General features: G+C 30.8%; 18 protein-coding genes and 1 riboswitch. All 18 genes read right to left on the bottom strand.

The genetic code is table 4. The features are described 5' to 3' along the window. Nucleotides 1–130 precede the first annotated feature (130 nt). Nucleotides 131–1,414 carry a trigger factor gene (gene tig, locus CP520_RS01040; RefSeq protein WP_096862630.1) on the bottom strand — a complete coding sequence of 428 codons (1,284 nt, stop codon included), beginning with the start codon at nt 1,412–1,414 and terminating at the stop codon, nt 131–133. 91 nt (nt 1,415–1,505) lie between these two features. Further along, nucleotides 1,506–2,066, bottom strand: coding sequence for an elongation factor P (efp, locus tag CP520_RS01035; RefSeq protein WP_096862629.1), 561 nt, complete (start codon nt 2,064–2,066; stop codon nt 1,506–1,508). Nucleotides 2,067–2,106: 40 nt separating this feature from the next. Then, entirely contained in the window at nt 2,107–3,081 is a 975-nt protein-coding gene (gene fmt / locus CP520_RS01030; protein WP_169835715.1) for a methionyl-tRNA formyltransferase, read from the bottom strand. After that, entirely contained in the window at nt 3,071–5,248 is a 2,178-nt protein-coding gene (locus CP520_RS01025; RefSeq protein ID WP_096862627.1) for a DUF2779 domain-containing protein, read from the bottom strand. The genes fmt and CP520_RS01025 overlap by 11 nt, the downstream gene beginning before the upstream one ends. Before the next feature lie 63 nt (nt 5,249–5,311). Next, nucleotides 5,312–5,935 (bottom strand): hypothetical protein, encoded by a 624-nt coding sequence (locus CP520_RS01020; protein ID WP_096862626.1) that lies wholly within the window; start codon nt 5,933–5,935, stop codon nt 5,312–5,314. A 67-nt stretch (nt 5,936–6,002) separates the two neighbouring features. Beyond that, nucleotides 6,003–7,130 (bottom strand): tRNA 2-thiouridine(34) synthase MnmA, encoded by a 1,128-nt coding sequence (gene mnmA, locus CP520_RS01015; protein ID WP_096862625.1) that lies wholly within the window; start codon nt 7,128–7,130, stop codon nt 6,003–6,005. Nucleotides 7,131–7,260: 130 nt separating this feature from the next. After that, the gene (locus tag CP520_RS01010; RefSeq protein ID WP_245832626.1) at nt 7,261–8,757 is read right to left on the bottom strand and encodes an NCS2 family permease; all 1,497 of its coding nucleotides are present in this window, start codon (nt 8,755–8,757) and stop codon (nt 7,261–7,263) included. A gap of 72 nt (nt 8,758–8,829) precedes the next feature. Next, nucleotides 8,830–8,924: riboswitch (purine riboswitch) on the bottom strand. A gap of 37 nt (nt 8,925–8,961) precedes the next feature. Further along, nucleotides 8,962–10,128, bottom strand: a complete 1,167-nt coding sequence (locus tag CP520_RS01005) for a DnaJ C-terminal domain-containing protein (protein ID WP_096862624.1) — start codon at nt 10,126–10,128, stop codon at nt 8,962–8,964. 76 nt (nt 10,129–10,204) lie between these two features. Further along, entirely contained in the window at nt 10,205–11,992 is a 1,788-nt protein-coding gene (gene dnaK / locus CP520_RS01000) for a molecular chaperone DnaK (RefSeq protein ID WP_096862623.1), read from the bottom strand. A 21-nt stretch (nt 11,993–12,013) separates the two neighbouring features. After that, complete coding sequence (gene grpE, locus CP520_RS00995; RefSeq protein ID WP_096862622.1) at nt 12,014–12,649, bottom strand: nucleotide exchange factor GrpE; 636 nt, start codon at nt 12,647–12,649, stop codon at nt 12,014–12,016. A gap of 15 nt (nt 12,650–12,664) precedes the next feature. Beyond that, a complete protein-coding gene (gene hrcA, locus CP520_RS00990; RefSeq protein WP_096862621.1) occupies nt 12,665–13,696 on the bottom strand; it encodes a heat-inducible transcriptional repressor HrcA in 1,032 nt (343 codons plus the stop codon). A gap of 79 nt (nt 13,697–13,775) precedes the next feature. Further along, the gene (locus CP520_RS00985) at nt 13,776–15,920 is read right to left on the bottom strand and encodes an ATP-dependent Clp protease ATP-binding subunit (RefSeq protein ID WP_096862620.1); all 2,145 of its coding nucleotides are present in this window, start codon (nt 15,918–15,920) and stop codon (nt 13,776–13,778) included. A 108-nt stretch (nt 15,921–16,028) separates the two neighbouring features. After that, nucleotides 16,029–16,766 carry a hypothetical protein gene (locus CP520_RS00980; protein ID WP_096862619.1) on the bottom strand — a complete coding sequence of 246 codons (738 nt, stop codon included), beginning with the start codon at nt 16,764–16,766 and terminating at the stop codon, nt 16,029–16,031. A 106-nt stretch (nt 16,767–16,872) separates the two neighbouring features. Next, nucleotides 16,873–17,736: an MSC_0882 family membrane protein gene (locus tag CP520_RS00975; protein ID WP_096862618.1), complete on the bottom strand. Its 864-nt coding sequence runs from the start codon at nt 17,734–17,736 to the stop codon at nt 16,873–16,875. Nucleotides 17,737–17,738: 2 nt separating this feature from the next. Next, on the bottom strand, nt 17,739–18,002 hold the full coding sequence (locus CP520_RS00970) for a TIGR04561 family membrane protein (RefSeq protein ID WP_169835697.1): 264 nt from the start codon (nt 18,000–18,002) through the stop codon (nt 17,739–17,741). A gap of 44 nt (nt 18,003–18,046) precedes the next feature. Next, nucleotides 18,047–18,787 (bottom strand): NAD(+) synthase, encoded by a 741-nt coding sequence (gene nadE / locus CP520_RS00965; RefSeq protein WP_096862616.1) that lies wholly within the window; start codon nt 18,785–18,787, stop codon nt 18,047–18,049. Between the two features lie 16 nt (nt 18,788–18,803). Next, nucleotides 18,804–20,099, bottom strand: a complete 1,296-nt coding sequence (gene obgE / locus CP520_RS00960) for a GTPase ObgE (RefSeq protein WP_096862615.1) — start codon at nt 20,097–20,099, stop codon at nt 18,804–18,806. A 30-nt stretch (nt 20,100–20,129) separates the two neighbouring features. Beyond that, entirely contained in the window at nt 20,130–21,689 is a 1,560-nt protein-coding gene (locus tag CP520_RS00955) for an APC family permease (RefSeq protein WP_096862614.1), read from the bottom strand. Between the last annotated feature and the right edge of the window lie 2 nt (nt 21,690–21,691).

Here is a 21,691-nt window from a genome sequence, read left to right as displayed (position 1 = left end):
AAATGCCCTCCTTATTTGTATAGAATAATCATATCATATTTTTTAGCACTTTCTACAATAGAGTGCTAAAAAACTAAACATTTGCATGCTTAGTTTTAATAGTTTATTTAATTATTTTGCTTACTAATTATTAGTTGTTTTCATATAAGAAATCAATTAATTTTTCATTAGCAATTTCAGCTTTAATTTGGTCCATTGGTAATAATTGTTTTAATTGATCAACAGGTACTCCAAATTGTTTTGAAAATTGATTTAATTTTTCATTAACTTCTTCATCAGTAACTTCTTTTAATTGAGGTTCAATTTCTTGAATTTCAGAAACCACTAAATAAGTTTGTAATCTAATTTTAGCGTCTTCTTCTAAGTCTTTATCTAATTGTTCTTCAGTTAATCCAGTTGCTTTTTTGTAATCTTTTAAAGTCATACCTTGTTGTTGTAATTGTTGTTCAAATTGTTTTTTCAATGATTTAGCTTCTCTACGGATAGCTGATTTTGGAACAGTTACATCAGCATTAGCAATAGCTTTTTCCATTACTTTGTCAACGTGTTTGTTTTTTTCGATTTGTTCTTTTTGTTTAGTCATATCTTCTTTGATACGAGCTTTTAATTCATCAAGAGTTTTAACTCCATCCATGTTAGCATCTTTTGCTAATTCATCATCGATAGCCGGTAATTCTTTTTTAGCAATTTCTTTAATATCCAATACGAATTCAGCTTTTTTACCACCCATTTCTCCAGGGTAGTTTGCAGGGAAGGTTACTTCGATTTTTTGATCTGGTCCAACTTGCATTCCGATCATTTGTTCTTCAAATCCAGGAATGAATTGTCCTGATCCAACTTCTAATTTGTAATCTTTAGCTTCTCCACCAGCGAATGGTTTTCCATCCATGTATCCTTTAAAGTCAAAGGTTACAACATCACCGTTTTCAATTTTTGCTCCTTTTGGTTGAGGAACTTCCATTGCAAAACGTTGTTGGAATTCATTTAAAACATCTTTAATTTCTTCTTCAGTAATTGAGATTGGTTCTTTTTTAATTCCTAAGTTTTTGTATTCTCCTAATTTAACTTCTGGTCTTAAGTCAAAACTAAAAGTAATTGTAGCTTCATTATCGTTTGCATTAGTTAATGCTGGAACTGGAGCGTTCATTGGTTCAATTTTTGAATTTTGTTTTAATGCAAAATCAAATGCAGGTCTGATTTCTTCATTAAATGCTTCATTGTAGATTCTTGCAGGAGTTAATTGTTTAGCAACTTCTGATTTAGGTGCTTTACCTTTTCTGAATCCAGGAACTTCAACGTTTTCTGATAAGGTTTTTTTAGCGTTTTCGATTGCTTTTTTTCAATCATCACCATCAACAGTTACGATTCATTCCCCTTGTGTATTATCTGCGGTTTTTTTGTCTGTAAATTTCATATATTTTCAGCCTCTCTACATGTTTTTTCTAAATTAGATTATATCAAAAGCAACATAAAACACCAATGTGTTAATGTTGCTTCTCTTTTAATTATTGGTTAGAACGACCACTGTATTTTCCATCAGTAGTTGAGATAAGTACTTTTTCTCCTTCTTTAATAAATAAAGGAACTTGGATTTCTCATCCAGTTTGTACTTTTGCTTTCTTTTGAGCACCAGATGAAGTGTCACCTTTAACAGCAGGTTCTGCTTCAACGATTTCCATTTCAACTTTATCTGGTAAATCAATTCCTAAAATTTCTTCACCAAATTTAGTCATTTTTAACATTAGTCCATCTGTTAAAAAGTTTTTTTCTCATTCCAAAGTATCCATTGGAATTGTAAATTGATCATAGGTATCGACGTCCATTAAGTAAGCATCATTTCCATCGTTGTATAAGTATTGCACATCAACACGATCGATGATTGCTTTATCAACTTTTTCTCCTCCAGTGAAAGTCATTTCAGTTCTAGCACCAGTGCGCATGTTACGTACTTTAACAGTTACTTTACCTTGTTGACGTCCTGTTTTAGAAAAAGATTGTTCTAAAACTACATAAATGTTTCCATCGTGCATAAATGTAGTTCCAGGTCTTAAATCATTAACTGACATATATTATCTCCTCTTTATTTTTCATTTTATTGTTAGTTAACTATATTGTATCAAATCTTGCTCCAACTTTAATGTCGTTTAGATTGTGATTATTATAGTAAATATTTGCTGGTTGCATTTTCTTACCAGGTCTTTGTAGTTCTAAGATTTTTAAAAACCCATTTCCAGTTTGAATAATAATTCCCTCATTATCAATTGAAAGAATTTCTCCAGGGTTGTGAACCATCATAGTTGTAACAAAATATTCATTTTCCTTCATAACTCTTGTAGCTCCAATTTTATAACGTTCATGATTCATGAAAGTATGAGCTACAGGAGTTGGTAGTAATCCTCTTGTTAAATTAAAGATATCAATTGCTGATTTTGTTCAATCAATATTTTCTTCTTCTGAAGTTATGATTGGTGCAAAAGTTACAAATTTTGATTCTTGTGGGATTGGTTCAATTTCATGATTATAGATTTTTAATAAATTATCTTTAATAATCTTTTGTCCTAAAATTTCAATTTTTTTAAATAAAGTTCCACTTGTATCTTTATCTTCAATGACACATTCAAGTTCAGCAAAAACATCACCAGCATCCATTTGCTTAACCATTCTCATCAAAGATACTCCGGTTGTTTTATCACCATTAATAATTGCTCTTTGAATTGGAGCGCCACCTCTGTATTGAGGTAGTAAACTTCCATGAACATTTAATGGTTCGACTTTTGCTAAGTTTAAAATTTTAGTTGGAATAAATTGACCATAGGCACAAGTAATTAAGAAATCGAAATCCAATTGTTTTAAATCGTCATAAATTTCTGAAATTTTAGTTGGTTGAAAACAACGAATTTGATTTTCATCAGAAACAGTTTTAACAGCAGTTGGGGTTAAAACTTTTTTTCTTCCAACTGGTTTATTTGGTTGTGAAATTGTAGCTAGAATTTCAACATCATCCATAGCAATTAATTGTTGTAAAATTCCTGCAGCAATTTCAGGAGTTCCACAAAAGACAACTTTCATTTTATTCATTATTTCTTTTCTCCTCTTCATATTCTTTTAACATTTCTTCAACTCGTTTTAAAATAACAACCATAGCTAAAGTATCACGATTACAATATTTTAACATTGCAGGTCAAATTGTTTCTCATTGTTTATCTGTTAAATCACCAGTAACAAATTGTCTAAAAGTTTGCGCTGCTTTATCACCTTTATTAATAATCAAATCATGGTAATTAAATTCTGGTTCTAAAGCTGGTTGTGTTTTTTTAATTGAATAACTTCCGTGAAAATCTGGATGATATATCAAGAATCATTCACGATTATTATCATTTTCTATTTTTTTATTTGCTTGTTTTCCTTTAAAAAAGTCCATTAAATCAATTGTGTGATTGGCAATATAACACAATGGTAAAGCATATTTTGGAAAGTTAACTGCTAAGTATTTTAAAACTGACTTTTCAAAAGATTTATTATAAGCAACATAAACACCTTCACCATATTTTAAAAGCATATCATTTAAAAATTTAACAATAAAATCTGGACGAGGATCACTTCTTTTATCTTTTGGTAAGAAGTCATCATGGTACATAGTTTCTGGATGGTTATAGTCATATTTATCATCATAAATAACATCAACAGAATATTGAAACGGAATTTGTTGATATGATTTTGAAATTCAAAATCTTGGTACAGCAAATTTTACAGTTTCAAAATCATACATGTAAATTTTCTGAGCTTCTTTATACTCACTTAAAACATAATAAATTTCATTTAAATGATTTGTATCAAGAATTTCATCAAAACCAACATTTCCATTATCAGTATAAGCACGATAAACATCTAAAATTCGGTCATGTTCTGGTCTTAAAAACGGTTTAAAAGTTCCTTTTGCACCAGCTTTTTCAGGTAAAGTTGAAAGGTTTGTATGAACCAAGTCTGAAAGATAAACAATTCCAGATTCACGCACTAATTCTGCTTTATCACGATTTGAAAAAGCAGATGAACCAGTTAAATTAAAAATTGTATCTTTTGTCGCATCATAATAAGGAACCACATGATAACAATATGGTTCTAAATAATCCTTAGCTTCACCATAGTTTCAACCGTTTTTTGGTGTGAAACTCATTTTAGTCATACAGGTTTTTTGTTTAAATAATGACTTGACTTGTTCTTCATTACTCATAGCAAGTTTTTCTGCTAAATTACTAATTAAAGTATTCATTGGATGAGTACTGTTTAACATTTGATAAGCTTGTTTTAAAGTAATTGGTTCTTTACCTTTTGGTTCTTTAAAGTTTTCATCTAAAATAAATAGTTTTTCTAAATCAACATCTTCTTCTGCTTCGTTTGTAAATGGTTCTAAAAGATTATTTTCTTTAATATAATCCAAAACTTCTTCATAAGTTACATCTTTATATTTTTCAGCAACATCATTTCCAAGCTCTTTCATATCAACAGATTGTTTTCATCCATAAACATATTCAGGATTTAAATGAGTTAAAAAGATTTTATTAACTTTTAATCCGTTTTTTTCTAAAACAAAGATTTGGTAAGCCAAGTCAAAAAAGTGATCAGGTTTAATTTTGGTTGTCCCTTTTACTTCATAAATATTCACACGATTATTATCAAGGATTTCTAAAATATCACAACGAGTTCTTAAATTAGAATTATCAAATTCAAAAGCTGGTTCATACATATATTTATATTGACTTAGTTTATTAGCATCTTTAAAAACTTCTTTTGTTCTTTTTAAAGCATCTTTGAAAGTTAAATAACCTAAATCTAAAGATTGAAGGTTAGTATTGTGTTTTTCATTATAGTTAAAAAGTTTTAAATCAAAAAGTTCGCGTGCTTTTTCTCCAACTTCGTTCCCATCAACAATTGAATCTCCAGCATAAACTTCAAAATCAAAACCATCTTCAGCTTCTCAAGCTTTATTTCATTTTTCTAAAGATTCAATATCTTTTTCAGTTTCAAAAGCTTGTTTAAAGGCTTCAAACAAGTTAATTGCACTAGCATCATCATTGAAATCTGCTTCATCATCAATTGTTTGATCAATATTATATTGAAAAAGCTTTTCATCATAAAACTTTTTTGCCATATTAAAGTTTTCTTTGGAATGTAAGATTCAAGCTTCTTTTAAACAAGTAGTGTATGCTCTTTTAAAATCTTCTTTTCCAACATGTGTTTTATAAATCATCAAATCCCTCAATTCTAAGTTAATTTTACTCAAAAAAATGACCCTTGAAAGGTCATTTAAGAATTAATCGTTTTTACGACGTGAAGGAACAAATTTTTCACCAACAACTTTGTTTGGTCGTTCTAATGAAGCATCATTTTTTGATGCTTTTTTGTTTTCCTTTGAAGATTTCTTAGCTTCAGCTAATTCTTTTTTACGGTCTTCTCTAGCTTTACGTTCTTTTGCTTTTTCTTCGCGTTTAATAATTTCTTTTTCTTTTTTAGATAATTTAATTTCTTTTTCAGCAATCGCAATTCTTCTCTTAGTTTCATCTAAGTCAAGACTTCCATTTACTTTTCAAACAGTATTGTAATTTTTTTTATCTATTTTTTGGGTAATACCTTCAACTTCGTAGGCACGAGTTTCTTTGATTTCGTTAGTTTTTGGTTCGATTAAATCTACAACAACGTCAAAAACGTCACGGTATTTATATTCAGCACCTTTACGAGCATAGACTTTTTCAAAGTCTACTCGTACATTCTTTTGGTTTTCATTATCAGCAATATATTGTTTAATTGCTTCACGAACTTCTTTTTTACGTTTTGAACGTTCTTTTTTAGAAGCTTTTTTCCCAGTGATTGTAGTAACGATAATAAAGATGATAATCGCAACAACCACAAGTATTAAGATTATGTTTATTGTACTCAAGTTTATATCTCCCTTAAAGTTTGAACTTATAATTTATTATAAAACATTAATAGTAAAAATACCTTGTCTACTTATAAACGTTTTCAATTACTCCCCCACCAAGACAAATGTCATCAAGATAGAAAACAGCTTCTTGTCCTTCGGTAACTGATTTTACATTATCGTATTTTACTAAATAATCACCATTTTCTTGGCGAATCATTTTCACGTTTTCATCTTTTTGACGATATCTAAATTTAGCAGTGCAGTTAAATTCATTGATATCATCAACATATTTATCTAATTCAATATTTCAATTGATTCCAGTAATTAAAGCTGAATTAGATAATAAATAACTTTGATCTGAAGCTGGTGCAACATAGATTATTTTGTTTTTAACATCTTTTTTAGCTACATACATTGGTTCTGGTTGACCGCCTAAGTTCAACCCTTTTCTTTGGCCAATTGTGTAATACATAACTCCAATATGTTTTCCAATTACTTCATTAGTTTTAATATTAACAATATCTCCTGGTTGATTTGGAATATAGTTTTGTAAGAATTCAGTAAAGTTTCTTTCACCAATAAAACAAATTCCAGTTGAATCTTTCTTTTCAGCAGTAATTAAATCATTTTCTTTTGCTAATTCTCTAACTTCTGGTTTTTTAAATGGTTGTAAAGGGAAAAGAGTTCTTGAAATTTGGTCTTGAGTTAATTGACATAAGAAATAAGTTTGGTCTTTATTATCATCAGCAGCTCTAATTAATTCAACTTGTTTTGTTTCCGGATTATATCTAGTTCCTGCATAGTGACCCATAGCAATATAATCAGCACCAAGTTTTTCAAAAGCATATTTCGCAAACGCATCAAATTTAATGTATTTATTACATAGAATATCTGGGTTTGGTGTTCTTCCTTTTTCATATTCATCTAAGAAATATTGAAAAACGTTATCTCAATATTCTTGAATAAAATCAACACGATGTAATTTAATTCCAAGTTTATTAGCAACTTTTAAAGCATCTTGATAATCTTGTTCTTGGGTACAAGCTTCATTTGGATCGTCATTATTACCTAAAAAATCGTTGTTCGCAGCAGAATCTCAGTTTCTCATAAAGAATCCTTCAACTTCATAGCCTTCACGTTGTAATAACAATGCAGCTACAGAAGAATCTACTCCTCCACTTAAACCAACAATAACCTTTTCTTTTTTCATTTCTTTCTCTCTTTTCTTTGCCCTTAAAAAGTTTAACTATCTATAAGTTAGTTGTTTTTAATAGTTATTATTATATCATTCTACTTTGAAAATAAAAAACCTGAAATTTCAAGAATTTCAGGTTTAAAAATTATAATTGAATGAATGCGTAAGCTATGAAGTAGGCAATAAATATCAATGAAACAATTCAAAGAGTGATTGGTACTTCTTTTACTTCTTTTTTGAAAGTTTTAATTAATACATAAAGAATAATTAAGACTCCAATTCCGTTAGCAATTGAGTAAGTTACAACCATGAATAGGATTGCAAAGAAGGCAGAAATAGCAATTTCTGGTTTCTTTCAATCTAAGTCTTTGATTGAACCCATCATCATTACTCCAACAAATAATGTGGCAGCTCCAGTTACACAACCAGGCACAGCTTTAAAGATTGGGAATAAGGCAATTGAAATTAGGAAGAAGACTGAAGTTATGATTGAAGCAAAACCAGTTCTTGCACCTTGGGCAATTCCAGCTCCTGATTCAACATAAACTCCCATTGGAGAAACCCCAACAGCAGAACCAACAACAGTTGCTCCTGAGTCAATAATTAATGCTTCATGACTTAATGGTCTATCAGTTCCAGCAGCTTCATTTAATTGACGGTTAACTGTAGTAATAGTTCCAGTTGCATCAAAGAAGTTCAAGAACATTAAGATGAAAATTGAAATATACATTGTTGGTTTATTTCAAATTTCTACGTTTGTAAATTCTTTTCAAGTATTTTTAATATTTGAAGCAAATCCATTGAAGTCGTATTCTCATTTACCACCACCATCAACGAAGTTGGCATTATAGAAAATACCTCCTTCTTTTGAAACGGCCAGGTTTGGTCCTGCGTTTGCAACAATAAGTGCAATTACAGTTCCAATTAGAATACAGATTGCAACTCCTCCGTTAACTTTCATAAACATGAATAGTAACATGATCAAGAATAATCCGGTTCCTAAAAGGATTTGAGGATAGTTATCTTTTAATCTACCCAAGTCAGCAACTGGTAAACCAGTTTCAGTGTGGGCTACTCATCCAATACTTGAAAGCCCAACATAGGCAATGAAGAATCCGATTCCAACTCCAATAGCAATCATTAATTGCTCAGGAATTGCGTTAATGATAATCTTTCTTAATGGGGTAATTGAGAAGATTAAGAAGAAGATTGATGAAATCATTGTTGCGATCAATGCTCCTTCATACCCAATGATTGTAGGAGGATGACCATTAGCTCCAGTTCCTCCGGCAATATTTACCGCAAACATAACGTTAACTCCCATACTTGGAGCTAAAGCTAAAGGAACATTTGCAAATAGTCCCATTACAAAGGTTGATGCAAATGAAGCGATACATACGCCTAAGAAAATACCAAAGTAATTCATAGTTGTACCATCACCAGTTACACTTCCAGAACCACTAAGGATTGCTGGTTCAACTGAAAGAATATAAATCATAGCTAGGAATGTTGTAATTCCACCAATGATTTCTTTTTTCATTGTTGCACCTAAATTATCAAATTTAAAATACTTCTCGATATTTTTTCAAGCTTTTCATGAACTAATATGGAAGTCTTTTTTTTGTTTTTTAATTTTTGGCACGAAATTTTTCCTTTCTTACAAATGAAAATAGTAACCGAAAGAAATCAAAAAACTTCTCTTGGTTACTAATTAAAAAGTAATTAAGTCACTTATAATCTAGCATTGGTGCTAGGTAGAGACTCCAACCCGATATGTTGGATTATATAAGTTTTTATATATTTCAATATGCAGTTACAAAACTATAATAGCATATTCTAATTAAAATTATAATTCGTTCTTAGGCTTAAATTTAGAATTGGCAGCTACTTGTTCTAATAATTTTTTATCATCATCATCAACAGTTGTTGGGATAACAATGTTAAAGATAATTTTTAAATCACCGCGAATATTTGATTCAGGACTTGCATACAATCCTTTATTTGGAACAGTTGTAAAGTCACCATTCTTTAATCCTCTTGGAGCTTTAATTTTAATTAATCCATCAACTGTTTGAATTTCAACGAAATTTCCTAAAATAGCATCTAGATAACTAATGTTATAGATTTGTGAAAGTACTCCATATTGGTCAATAAACATACTTGTTGATGGTCTTACACTAACGCGAACATAAATATCTCCATTAGGCCCACCGTCTAAACTAGCATTACCTTCTCCAGCTAAACGAAGTTGTTGATCTGGTCTTAATCCATGAGGAATATTTACTTCAATTTCTTTTGGAGCACGGATAAATCCTTTTCCATCACAATCTGGACATTTATCTTTGATAACTTTTCCAGATCCATGGCATTCAGGACAAGGAACGGTTTGATTAAATGAAATGGTTCCAACTTGTTGAGTTTCATTAATCACACCTTGACCATGACAACGTTCGCAAGTTTTTACATCATTTGGGTTTTTAGCGCCAGTTCCATTACATTTTGCACATTTTTGAATAACATTAATATTTTCTTTAATTGTTGTTCCAAAAACAAATTCTTTATAATCTAAAGCAACGCTTAAGAGGATATCTTCACCTTTTGAATGACGTGATTGTTGTGAAAATCCACCAAATCCTTGACCAAAGCCACTAGCAAAACCGCTATTTCCACCAGTTTGAAAACTAGCTCCTCCACCAAATAGGTCGTTTAAGATATCTCCAAAACCGCCCATGTTGTTAAAGAAATCTGAAAAGTCTTCAAAACCAGCTCCAGCGCCGTTTTGATTAAAGGCGTTAAAGCCATAACGATCATATTTTGCACGTTTATCTTTATCTAACAACACCTCAGCAGCTTCTGAAACTTCTTTAAATTTTTCTTCAGCGCCTGGTTCTTTATTTAAATCAGGGTGATATTTTTTTGCTAAAGTACGATAAGCTTTTTTAATTTCTTGTTCACTCGCATCTTTTGAGACACCTAAGACTTCGTAGTAATCTCTTTTATTATCTGTAGCCATGTTTTAAAATTCCCTTCTAAAAAATAATAGATATAGTTTCCTATATCTATTATCACATTATTAATAAGTTAAACTATTATTTATTTTCGTTATTATCTTTTTTATCATCATTGCTTGATGAATCAGTTGCGCCTGCTTGGTTAGCGAATTCAGCAGCTTGAGCCATCATTTTTTCAATGTCACTCATTTTTTTGCTTAATTCATCGTATTTTTCATCAGCTACTAATTGACGGATATCAGCAACCATTTTATTTGCTTCTTCTTTTTGTTCAGCTGTGATTTTATCTCCAGCTTCATTAATTGAAGTTTCAATTACGTTTGCGTAGCTTTCTGCTTTATTTCTTAATTCGATTTGTGATTTTTTCTTGTTATCTGCTTCTTCATTTTCTTGAGCTTCTTTTAACATGTTTTCAACATCAGCATCGCTTAAGTTTCCTGAGTTTGAAATGGTGATTGATTTTGTTTCACCAGTGCTTTTATCTTTTGCAGTTACAGAAACAATTCCGTTTGCATCGATTGAGAAAGTAACTTCAATTTGAGGTTGTCCTTTTGGTGCTGGTTTAATTCCAGTTAATTCGAAGTGTCCTAATGATTTATTATCAGCAGCTAAAGGTCTTTCTCCTTGTAACACGTTGATATCAACAGCAGGTTGATTATCAACAGCAGTTGAGAATACTTGTGATTTTTCAGTAGGAATAGTTGTGTTACGGTCGATTAACTTAGTCATAACTCCACCCATTGTTTCGATTCCTAATGATAAAGGAGTTACGTCTAATAATAAAACGTCACTAACATCTCCAGCTAATACTCCACCTTGAATTGCAGCACCAATTGCTACAACTTCATCAGGGTTAATAGTACGGTTTGGTTTTTTACCTAATTCTTTTTCAACCATTGCTTGAACAGCTGGAATTCTTGTTGAACCCCCAACTAATAAAACTTCGTTAATGTCTTTTGGATCCATTTTTGCTTCTTTTAAAGCATCTCGAACAGGTTGTGCAGTTCTATCAACTAAATCTTTAGTCATTTTATCAAATTCTGCTCTTGTTAAAACAGTTGAGAAGTTAACAGGTCCATCAGCATTCATTGCGATAAATGGTAAGTTAATTTCTGCTTGTGATTGTGATGAAAGGTTGATTTTAGCTTTTTCAGCTTCATCTTTTAGTCTTTGTTTAGCCATTTTATCATTTGATAAATCAACGCCAGCTTCAGCTTTAATTTTTGCAATTAATCAATCAATAATTTTTTGATCGAAGTCGTCTCCACCTAAACGGTTGTCTCCTGAAGTTGCTAAAACTTCAAAAGTGCCATCAGCGATATCAAGAATAGAAACGTCAAATGTTCCTCCTCCTAAATCGTAAACTAAAACTTTTTCTTCTTTATCTTTGTTTTCTAAACCATAAGCTAAAGCTGCTGCAGTTGGTTCGTTAATGATACGAGCAACATCTAATCCGGCAATTGTTCCAGCGTCTTTAGTAGCTTTACGTTGTGCATCGTTGAAGTATGCAGGAACTGTAATTACTGCTTTAGTAATCGGTTGTCCCATTTTGTCTTCTGCAAAACGTTTTAAATATCTTAAGATTTCTGCTGAAATTTGTTCAGCTGTATAATCTTTACCATTTACATGAACTTTTTCATCTGTTCCCATAATTCTTTTAATTGAAGTAACAGTATCTGGGTTTGTCATTGCTTGTCTTTTTGCAGCACCCCCAACAATTACTTCTCCATTTTTAAAAGCAACTACAGATGGAGTTGTTCTTGATCCTTCTGGGTTTTCTAAAACAACAGGTTTTCCACCTTCTAACACAGCGACAGCTGAGTTAGTTGTACCTAAATCGATACCAATAATCATTTCTTTTGCCATAATTTTGTTCTCCTTTAATTATTATTTTTCTTCTTCTTTGCTTGGTTTTTTACCAGCAACTTGGACATTAGCATGAATTAATACTTTGTCATAAATTGTATATCCGTTTGAAACAACTTTTACAACTTGACCTTCATCATATTCATCACTTTCAACAACATCAGTGATGTTCATTGTGTGAGAATCGGCTTCACTTCCAAGTTTGATATTCATTTCTTTAATCCCAACTTGACTTAAAGCATCGTCCATTCTTGTAATAACCATTTCAAAACCTTTTAAATAATTTTGCACTTCTGCACTTGCATTATTTTCAGATGTTTTTAAAACAGTTCTAAATAATTCAATATCTGGAACGATAGCTTCTCCAAGTTTTTTAGCACCATATTTGCGGAGTTCTTGTTCTTGATCGTCACGTCTTTTAATAGTATTTCTATTATCAGCAACAACTGATTTTACTTCGTTATTTAATAAGTCGATTTCTTTATTTAAAGAATCAACATATTGTTGAATAATTTGTAAGTTTTCATCATCAGGATGAGCTTTAAAAATATTCATAACTTTTGGTTCTAATTTTTCTTCAGATTGCTCTGTTGAGATTTTTTCTTCATGAATTGTATCATCAAGTTTAGAATCTTGTTTTTTGTCTTTGTCTTTCATTCGTTTGTCCCCCTTTTACTTAGTCAATCCATTAATCTTATCGATTAAGAATTGCAATAAGATGTTTGCTTCATCATAACGCATACGCTTAGGTCCAATCAAGGTAATTGCGTTTTTTTGTGAACCATTAGTGTTAAATTCTGCACCAATGATTGCTAAATCATCAACCCCATCAATATCTGGGTTAATTTCAAATCCAATTTTGGTTGTGATTGAAATATTTTTTTGTGAACCTTGGTAGTTATAATCAAACCAATCGAATGGCGACACACTTGTAATGATTTTCATCACATTTTTTAATCGGCTAATATCAGTAAATTCAGGATTTACTAACATATTACTAATTCCATACGTTTGTGATTTAGCTTTGGTTTGTTCGACAACCGCACTTAAGAATTGACGAAATAAATCTTCATAATTCTTAACCATCGTTTTTAACTCACCTTCGATGCCACTAAGGCTTCTTGGAATGTCTTCAACGTACATATCAGTTAAGTTATCATTGAATAATTTGACCGCAATTGGTAAGTCATTCATATGTTGTTCATCTAAACAATAGACTTTATTAATCGCATCTCCATTATTTAAAATGAAAATTACAGAAGCGGTTTTATTAGTTAACGGGATCATTTCAATCTTGCGGATTTTTAAATGATCAACGTCTTCTCTTGTTGAAACGATTGCTAATGAATTTGTCATTTCACTAATTATGTTTGAAGACTTTTCAATAATTTGGTCAATTGAATAGCTTCTATTATCAAATAAAGCTTCGATGCTATCAAAAATACTTGTATCAAAAGCATCGTTGCCCATTAGATTATCAACATAGTATCGATATCCTTTTGAAGAAGGCACTCTTCCAGAAGAAGTGTGTTCTTTTTCAAGATAATTTTGATTTTCTAAAAACGCACATTCATTTCTGATTGTCGCAGATGAGACTGTATTTCCCATCAACTCCATAATTCTTTTAGAACTAACTGGTTGAGCTGATGAAGTATATTCATTGACGATAATCTTAAGAATTTCTTCTTCTCTTGGTGTTATCATGAGGATTCCTCCTATATCAATATCACCTATATTATACAATTAGCACTCGCTAAGAGCAAGTGCTAATTTGAATATTATTTTAGTTTTTTTCAGTAACTTCAAATTCTTTGTCTTTGTTAACAATTACTAAATATTTTTTACCATGAGCAATTTTTCCTTCAATGATTTCTTTTGCAATCATTGTTTCTAAATTGTTTTCAATATATCTGGTGATTGGTCTTGCACCAAATTGACGGTCATATCCTTCTTCTTTAATTTTATCAACAACACCATCATCAAAGTCAATGTCATAATCAGATTGTTGTCTCATACGTTCACTTAATTGATTTAAATCTTTTTTGATAATTTCTTTAATAGTATCTTTTGATAAAGCATTAAATGGAATAATGTCATCAATACGGTTTAAGAATTCTGGACGGAAGTGTTTTTGTAATTCTGCCATAATCATTTTCATATTAATTTCATCAGGGTCTTCAGCATTTAAAATGTATTCAGATCCAATGTTTGAAGTCATGATAATGATTGTGTTTTTAAAGTCGATTAAACGACCACTAGAATCAGTAACACGTCCATCATCTAAAATTTGTAAGAACACGTTAAATACATCTGGGTGTGCTTTTTCAATTTCATCAAATAACACGATTGAATATGGGTTACGACGAACAGCTTCAGTTAAAACTCCACCTTTTCCATATCCAATGTATCCTGGAGGAGCTCCAATTAATTTATTGACACTTTCACGGTCCATAAATTCAGACATATCAATTCTGATCATTTTCTTTTCTGATGAGAATAAAACATCTGCTAAAGTTTTAGCAACTTCAGTTTTTCCAACTCCAGTTGGTCCTAAAAATAAGAATGATCCAATTGGTTTATCTGGGTTTTTAACTCCAGCACGAGAACGGATAATTGCATCAGAAACAATTTCGATTGCTTTATCTTGTCCTTTAACGTTTTTCTTTAAATCATTTGGTAATTCTAATAAACGTTTACGTTCAGATTCAACCAATTTGTTAACAGGAATTCCTGTTCAGCGAGAAACAATTGCAGCAATTTCACTTTCAGTAACTTCATCGTTAATTAAAGCGCCTTTGTTCAAGTTATCTTGAGCAGTTCTTAATTGTTTTTCCATTGCTGGAATTAATGAATATTGCAATTCTGAAGCTCTTTGGTAGTTTGCTTCATTTTGAGCTTGAGTTAATTCTGATTTTAATGAATCAAGAGTTTGACGTAGTTTTGTAACATTATCAATTTGTTTCTTGTCATTTTTTCACTTGTCATTTAATTCAGCTTGTTTTTTCTTTAAATCAGTTAATTCATTATCAGTTTCAGTCAAACGTTTTTTAGATTTTTCATCAACTTCTTTACTTAACGCAGCACGTTCAATTTCAAGTTGCATCACACGACGATTAACGTGATCTAAATCAGTTGGAACTGAAGCTAATTCAGTTTTAATTGTGGCACTAGCTTCATCAACTAAATCGATTGCTTTATCTGGTAAGAAACGATCAGTGATGTATTGGTTTGATAATTTAGCAGCACTAACCAAAGCATTATCATGAATTAATACTCCATGATACGCTTCAAAACGTTCTTTTAAACCACGTAAGATTGAAATAGTTTCATCAACTGTTGGTTCAGGAACATTAACTTTTTGAAAACGTCTTTCTAAAGCAGTATCTTTTTCCATATATTCACGATATTCGTTTAAAGTAGTTGCTCCAATTACTTTTAATTCGCCACGAGCAAGAGCAGGTTTCAATAAGTTTGAAACATCCATTCCTCCATCACCAGTTTTCCCAGCACCAACGATTAAGTGAATTTCATCAATAAAGAGAATAATTTCTCCATTTGATTTTTCAACTGCGTTAACAATTCCTTTAACTCTAGCTTCATATTCACCTAAATATGAAGCACCAGCCATAAGTGATCCCATGTCTAGTTCAAGAATTTTTTTGTCTTTTAAGTTTGAAGGCACATCGCCACTAACAATACGTTGTGCTAATCCTTCAACAACAGCAGTTTTACCAACCCCAGGTTCTCCGATTAGAACAGGATTGTTTTTTGTTTTACGAGATAAAATTCTAGTTACACGTAAAATTTCATCTTCTCTCCCAATTACAGGATCCAATTTGCCGTCTTTGGCATTTTTAGTCAAATCGGTTGTGTATTTTTCTAACACATTAGGATCATTTTGTGGGTCTTGTTTTTGTTGAAAATCCATATAAATTCAACTCCTATCTTATAACTATTAGAAATTTCTTTTCTTATGTATATTCTAACAATTTGCTTAGCAAAAGCAATATAAGAGTGATAATTTGACCCTTAGATTTTAGGCTTTATTTTTTTCTTTAATAATTTCTAAAACAACCCCACTAATTGCTTTTTGTTTTAACATTCAAAAAACATGGTCTTGGTTTTCAGCTTCAGAAGTTAATAAGATTTCTTTTTCAAAAACTAATAAATTAATATTTTGATTATTAATTTTCATATCTTTTAGGTATTTAAATAACGAATCTGGTTTTGTATCTAAATCCATATAAAAAATGAAATCAAACATTAAGCTTTGTTGTTTAGTAATTAAATTAAATTTCTTTAAATAATCAATTCCCTCTAAACAAAACAAAATCATCGGATCATAAACCGCTGAATATTCTTCATCAACTTGATTACCAATCACAAGTTCTTGACTTCAGCATAAATCTTTTATCATAATATAAAACATACATCAGAAATAATAGTTAATAAATCACATGTCTTTTTTCACATCATCACTTGTCATTTCTTTTAACTTGTCTTGATAATCAACAAAGTAGTTTAAGAAGTACTCAACTTCTTTGTTTTGGTTAAAATCAATAAACCCAGTTTTTAAAAACTCTAACTTTTTGTCTGGATCATAATTGATAAATAAGTTGTGTCACTTAATATCTAGTCTTCCTAAATAAACCATACTATCTTCATGTGTAAGGTTTAAATTACAAACCGCTTTTAATACCTCTTGGTTGTAATGTTGGATACTTAAGCGTTCAACAACATTGGTATCCTTATTTTTTAATAATTCTATTTGCATAAATTCTTTTCTCTTTTCTCCTCTATCTTGGTATAAGAAAGAAATCAGAGTTTTGTCCCAAAAAAATAAAAAAATTAACCAATTTTTTGGTTAATTAATTAAATTATTATTTATTTGAAAAGATTTTCTTACCTTGTGATTTTCTGATAATCACATAGGGAATAAAAATGGCAAATAGTAAAATTGCTGCAACAACTAAGAAGATAACTAAACATTTTTTGTTAGCTGATTTAGAAATTAGTTTTTCATCTTCAAGTGAAACAATTGACCCATTAGCGTGAGCACAAAGATTTCCTTTTCTTAATTTAATTGCAATTAAAGATATCATGTGAATTGCAAAAGTAACTCCAAGAATTACATAAAGAATGATTAATTCAGTGTTAAAGCTATTACCATGATTAACATGAGCTGCTTTTAAGATTCAAAAAACTCCAATAGTAATACCAGTAACTAGATAAATTGAGCAACAAATTCAGTTGGTATAAACAACTCTAGCAACTAATGAGCGATAATCTTGGATGATAAAGTATGGCATTGTATTATTATTCATTAATAAATCACCTTTATAACTCTTAACAGAGTTAATTAAATGAATATAATGAACAATTGCTAAAGTGAAAACCAAAGCTGTTAAAACACAAATAATAATTGTGAACGCAGGATGTGGGATTCAGTTAGTGGGAATACTTCATTTGGTAGTTTCACCAGTTGTTTTTGAAGTTGTAGCGGTCGGAATGAAGTAAGCCAAAACAAAAAAGAGCGAAATTAAGAATAAAACTCCAGAAACTAAAGATAAAAAGAAAATACGATACTTTTCTTGTCTAATATCTTTAGCAACTCAGTCTGGTAGTTCAACTGAATCTAGTTGAGTTTTAGTAAAGTTTGGCTTTATTTGGTTATGCTCTTGTTTAAGTTGGTCAAAGTTCTGGTTTTGACCAAAATTAATATGATTTTGATTTTCAAAATCCATTTTTAGTCACCTTCTACAACCTGATCTGGATTTTTATTAACTTGTAAGATTAAATTAATCTCACTATCAACATTATCCATCTCAGTATCAAATTTATGTTGTTTTTCTAATTCTGCTGTTGAAAATTTTACATCGCTTCTATTTCGGCTTTTTTTAAAGATCAAGTTAAAAATATATAAAAATAGGGCAATCCCGGCAAGAATGATAAAAATAATGAAAATAACTTTCTCTGGAATCTTAAGATCTAAGATTTGAATTGGTGTCATTAACATTACAATCATTGCTCCTTGCTTTAATTGTACCCTATTTTTTAATTATTTCTTTCAAATTGCAACGGTTGAATTGCTGGATGTCTTTTGTGTTCAGAATTTTTGTGTAATGTTTCGATTCTTTCAACTAGTTTAGCATCATCTGAATGTTTTGTCTTTAAATAGTTATCAATTTGATCATAACTATACCCGATTTCAGATTCGTCGGTTTGATTTTCTCATAAACCAGCAGTTGGTTTACGAGTAATAATATCTTCTGGAACGCCTAACATTTTAGCAGCTTCTCTTACTTCTGATTTTAATAAGTGAATTAATGGCACAGCATCAACTCCACCATCACCAAATTTAGTGAAATAACCAATGTATCATTCATCAGCATTATCAGTTCCTAAAACTAAATAATTTTTAGTTTGTGCTGTTGCATATAAAGTTGTCATTCTTAAACGCGCTTTAATATTTGCTGTTGCTAATTTTGATAGTTCAAAATTTTGTTGTTTAAAAGTGTTTAACATTGCTTCAAAAGTAGCTTTTAAATCAATTGTTAAAGTGTTTAAATCTCCAGCTTTAATTAATTGGTTAGCACAATCATAATCTTCTTTTGAAGAATCACATGGCATTCAAATAGTTAAACTGTTATCTGGAAAAGCTTTTTTTGCTAGCATTGCAACTACTGCTGAATCAATTCCACCACTAATCCCAACAACAACACCATCACAGTGAGCGTCTTTAACAGTTTGTCTAATAAATTTAACTAAATAATCAAGGTATTCTTTTAATTCCATATTTATAACTTCTTTCTTAATCTACTCATTCAAGTTCATAATCAAAGATTTTAACAAGGTCTCCTGCTTGGATTCCTTTTTCTCTTAATTGATCATAAACTCCCAAGTTTTTCAATTTTTCATTGAATCATAATAAGTTGTCATCAGTTCATAAAGGAGTTCTTTGGTAAATATCAAAAATAGTTTTACCAGAAACTTCTCAACGACCATTTCCTTTGTTTTGAATAATAACTTCAGGTTTGTCGTCTTCAAAACCATAAACTTTAACTCCATTATACTTGTCTTTAACTTCTCATAGAGGTTTGTAAGTAGTAGTTTTTAAAGTTTCTGAAATATCTGCTAAGAAAGCTTTCAAGTTTTCACGTTTTAAACCAGAAACTTGAACAGTATTTTTATCTTTAAAGAATTCTTTGATTCTTTCATCCATCATATTGATTTGAGCTTCATCAGTATCCATTTTGTTTAAGACAACAATTTCTGGACGTTCATCTAGATGTTGATTGTAGTCTTTTAATTCCGCGCGAATAGTTTCATAGTTCGCAATTACATCTTCAGTTCCATAATTTCCAGACATATCAACAACGTGACAAATTACTTTACAACGTTCAATATGTTTTAAAAATTCATGTCCTAAACCTTTTCCTAAACTTGCACCTTCAATTAATCCGGGTAAGTCAGCTACAACAAATGTGTCTCCATCTGGTGCTTTAGCAACTCCAAGTTGAGGATTTAAAGTAGTGAAAGGATAATCAGCAACTTCTGGTTTTGAGTTTGTAATTGCTCTTAATAAAGTTGATTTTCCAGCATTTGGTAAACCAACAAAACCAACGTCAGCTAAAACTTTTAATTCAGCACGAATATCAAAGTCTTCTCCTAAAGTTCCAGCTTCAAATAATGATGGGGCCTTGTTTCTTGAGTTTGCAAATCTTGCATTCCCTTTTCCACCTTTTCCACCTTTAGCAACAATAACTTCTTCATCAGCTTTGTCAATGTCAGCTAAAATCTCTCCATTTTCAGCGTTGATTAACACAGTTCCAACCGGAACACGAATGATTAAGTTATCTCCTTTGGCTCCGTGCATATTTTTAATATCACCTTTGCCACCATCTTCAGCTTTAAAAGTTTTGTTAAGTTTTAAGTCTAACAGTGAGTGTTTTCCAGAATCTCCGACGAAAATCACGTTTCCACCATTTCCACCATCGCCACCATTTGGTCCACCATTTGGTACGTAAAGATCGTGTCTAAAACTTACAGCACCATCTCCACCTTTACCAGCTTCGATTGTAAATTTCGCAGTATCGATAAATTTCATAATGTTCCCTCCTTTTTCTAAAAATAATTATTAGTGTAATTTTTCATTAATTTTTTCTTTTTGTTCTTCCATTGATTTAGCATCAAAAGGTACTTTTTTAAAGCAAATTTCGTTGATTACTCAAAGGATTAAGATTACAACTACACTACCAGCCATAGCAAGAACGTTTTCTAATTTAAAGTTTCCAAAAGCTCCGAAGAAATCTAAGTATGAATAAATACAGATTCCTAATAATGAAATGAAACTAAATGGTCCACAGAATCAAAAGACGTATTTATTAATTCTATCAACTTCTACCTTTTTAGTGAATCGATTTCGCATTGCTAAAAAGATTAATAATGTATAAAAGCTGAATCCAATGATTGCTCCAGCATTTCCTGTTAAGTCCATTAAGTATGATGCTGGTTTCCCAATTAAGATTGCGATTGTAGCAAGAACATAGAAGAAGAATAATCCAATTCCCATTTGAATCATTCCTGATTGTCCTTGTTTGATGTATTTATTATCTGAAAAAACAATTCCAGCATTGGCATCAGTGTTATAAAAGTTAGTTCCAGTTAAAGTATAACTATTTAAACCAAGTAAACAAACAACTGAAAGAATGATGTTTGAAGCAATAATTGAAGCTCCGTGAGTTGGAATCATAGGTACATTAGTTAATTTTCCATCAATCATAACTTCTTTAGGGACTGTTTTAAATCCGTTAAACATGTAGTTAAAGAATGAAACTACAGATCCATCAGCACTTCCTAAAAATAATGAAAGTGAAATCAAGATATAAAAGATTGTTGTAAAGATAACTCCAGCTAAAATTCCTTTAGCAACAGCATCTTTATTTTCAACTTCTGCTTGCATATTTGCAGCATAAATAAATCCGTTAAAAGCAAATAAGATTGGTGTAAATCCACTCATTACTTTTGTGCCAGTGACATCTTCAAAACTTGTGTTTCAAAGATTTCCTAATTGTTTTCCGTTTTCATCTACAACCATTCCAGATTTATTAAAGATAACTCCTCAACTTTTATCTGGAACAAAGATTGCGATTAAAACTAAAATTAAAGGTAAAAACTTAACAATAGTTCCAACGATTTGAATTGATTTCCCAGTTTTTCTAGCAAAAGCATTAATTGAAGAAAATCCAACAATAAAAACAGTTCCAATTGATAAATAAAGCGCAATCATAACACCTTTATTCGTAATTGGGTTTCCAGCAGCTGTTAAGACATACTGAATTACTAAAGTTGCAAAAAATCCATAGTTTACTGGTAAGTAAACAAAGATATAGTAGATACTTGCCAATCTAGCAGTTTTTGTATTTAAGAATAATCTAATTCAGTTGGCAACAGTTCCGTTACCCTTTTTAGCAGTTGCAGAAGCAACCTCTAAAAAAATCATAATTGCAGCCATAACAATCACACCTGTTACAGCTCACAAAATTAAAGCTACGTAAGGGTTTTGAATTTGTCCTAAAACGTGCCCGTTATGGTTATCATTTTTAACATAAATTCCAGCACCAACCATTGTTCCCACAACAGTTGTCATAATAGTTAAAAATTCTAAACTTTTTTTGCTTGTTAGTTTCTTAGCCATTT

The sequence above is a fragment of the Mesoplasma lactucae ATCC 49193 genome (assembly GCF_002441935.1).
Classification (GTDB): Bacteria; Bacillota_I; Bacilli_A; order Mycoplasmatales; family Mycoplasmataceae; genus Edwardiiplasma; species Edwardiiplasma lactucae.
This window is presented reverse-complemented; position numbering and strand designations above follow the sequence as displayed.